General features: G+C 70.1%; 2 protein-coding genes. Both read right to left on the reverse strand.

Features of this window, described 5'->3' with window-relative positions; genetic code table 11:
• Nucleotides 1-40 precede the first annotated feature (40 nt).
• Nucleotides 41-796, reverse strand: a complete 756-nt coding sequence (gene tpiA / locus ACFU53_RS47785) for a triose-phosphate isomerase (protein WP_384006892.1) — start codon at nt 794-796, stop codon at nt 41-43.
• Between the two features lie 39 nt (nt 797-835).
• Nucleotides 836-2,047: a phosphoglycerate kinase gene (locus tag ACFU53_RS47790; protein ID WP_384006889.1), complete on the reverse strand. Its 1,212-nt coding sequence runs from the start codon at nt 2,045-2,047 to the stop codon at nt 836-838.
• Nucleotides 2,048-2,141 lie beyond the last annotated feature (94 nt).

The following is a 2,141-nucleotide window of genomic DNA, read 5'->3' on the forward strand; positions in this document are numbered from 1 at the left end:
GGTCCCCGCAAGAGTACGACGTCTGACTGCTACCGCCTACTCACTGGTCGCGGAAGCGCACGATCTTGACGAACTCGTCGGCGTCCAGGGAGGCGCCGCCGACGAGGGCGCCGTCGATGTCGGCCTGGGCCATGATCTCGGCGACATTGCCGGCCTTGACCGAGCCGCCGTACTGGATGCGGATCTGGTCCGCGGTCTCCTGGGAGTACAGCTCGGCGAGCTTGCCGCGGATCGCCGCGCAGACCTCCTGGGCGTCCTCGGCGCCGCAGACCTTGCCGGTGCCGATGGCCCAGACGGGCTCGTAGGCGATCACAACGGTCTCGGCGTGCTCGGCGGAGACGTCCTTGAGGCCGCCCTCGACCTGGGCGAGCGTGTGGGCGACGTGGTTGCCCGCCTCGCGGACCTCCAGCTCCTCGCCGACGCACAGGATCGGGGTGAGGCCGTGCTTGTAGGCGGCCTTGACCTTGGCGTTGACGATCTCGTCGGTCTCGTCGTGGTACTGGCGGCGCTCGGAGTGGCCGATCGCCACGAACGTGCACTTGAGCTTGGCCAGCATCGGGCCGGAGATCTCTCCGGTGTAGGCACCGGAGTCGTGGGCCGAGACGTCCTGGGCGCCGTACTTGATCTTGAGCTTGTCGCCGTCGACCAGGGTCTGAACCGAGCGCAGGTCGGTGAAGGGCGGCAGGACCGCGACCTCACAGGCCTCGTAGTCCTTGTCGGCGAGGGCGAAGGCGAGCTTCTGGACGTGCGCGATGGCCTCGAGGTGGTTGAGGTTCATCTTCCAGTTGCCCGCCATCAGGGGCAGGCGGCCCTTGTCGGAAACAGTCATCGAGGGTCAGTCCTCCAGTGCGGCGAGCCCGGGGAGCGTCTTGCCCTCGAGGTATTCGAGGGAGGCGCCACCACCGGTCGAGATGTGGCCGAATGCGTTCTCGTCGAAGCCCAGGATGCGCACGGCCGCGGCGGAGTCGCCGCCGCCGACGACCGTGAACGCCTTGGAATCGAGGAGTGCCTGGGCGACCGCCTTGGTGCCCTCGGCGAAATCGGGGTGCTCGAAGACGCCCATGGGGCCGTTCCAGAAGACGGTGGCGGCGTCGGCGATCTTCGAGGCGTACAGCGTGCCGGACTCCGGACCGATGTCCAGGCCCATCTGGTCGGCCGGCATGGCGTCCGCGGCAACCGCGGTGGGGTCGGCCGGAGCCTTGCTCTTCAGGTCCGGGAACGCGGGCGCGACGACGGCGTCGACGGGCAGGACCAGCTCGACACCGGTCCTCTCCGCGCGCTCCACGTACTCGGTGACCGCGGCGAGCTGGTCCTCCTGGAGGAGGGAGCTGCCGATCTCGTAGCCCTTGGCCTTGAGGAAGGTGTACGCCATGCCGCCGCCGATGAGGATGCGGTCGGCCTTGCCGAGCAACTGGTCGATGACGGCGAGCTTGTCGGAGACCTTGGCGCCGCCGAGCGCGACCACATAGGGGCGCTGGACGTCGTCGGTGAGCTTCTTCAGGACGCCGACCTCGGTGGCGATGAGGTACCCGGCGTAGTGCGGCAGGCGGGCCGGGAGGTCGAAGACCGAGGCGTGCTTGCGGTGGACCGCGCCGAAGCCGTCACCCACGTACACGTCCGCGAGGGCGGCCAGCCGGTCCGCGAAGGCGCCGCGCTCGGCGTCGTCCTTGGACGTCTCCCCGGCGTTGAAGCGGAGGTTCTCGACGACGGCGACCCGGCCGTCGGCGAGGTCCGCGACCGTGGCCGTGGCGGACTCGCCGACCGTGTCCGTCGCGAACGCCACGTCGGCGCCGAGGAGTTCACGGAGGCGCGCGGCGGCCGGGGCAAGGGAGAAGGCCGGGTCCGGGGCGCCCTTGGGGCGGCCCAGGTGGGAGGCGACGACGACGCGCGCGCCCGCCTCGGCCAGCGCCTTGACGGTGGGCAGCACGGCGCGGATGCGGCCGTCGTCGGTGATGGTCGTGCCGTCCAGCGGCACATTGAGGTCGGCGCGGACGAAGACCCGCTTGCCGGCGACTCCCTCGGCGAGGAGTTCGTCGATCGTCTTCATGAAAGAGGGCTCCCGAGGAGGACTTGTGGTGCTCGTGATCGGAGGAGGGCCGCTTTTGTACGTGAGTCAGGGCCCGGGCGGCGCGTCCCTGCGC

Source organism: Streptomyces sp. NPDC057474 (assembly GCF_042802555.1).
In the GTDB taxonomy this organism is placed as follows: domain Bacteria; phylum Actinomycetota; class Actinomycetes; order Streptomycetales; family Streptomycetaceae; genus Streptomyces.

Bases quoted from the DNA above. Each gene is read 5' to 3' on its own strand.
- tpiA (WP_384006892.1), bottom strand. From the start codon at position 796: ATGGCGGGCAACTGGAAGATGAACCTCAACCACCTCGAGGCCATCGCG.
- ACFU53_RS47790 (WP_384006889.1), bottom strand. From the start codon at position 2,047: ATGAAGACGATCGACGAACTCCTCGCCGAGGGAGTCGCCGGCAAGCGG.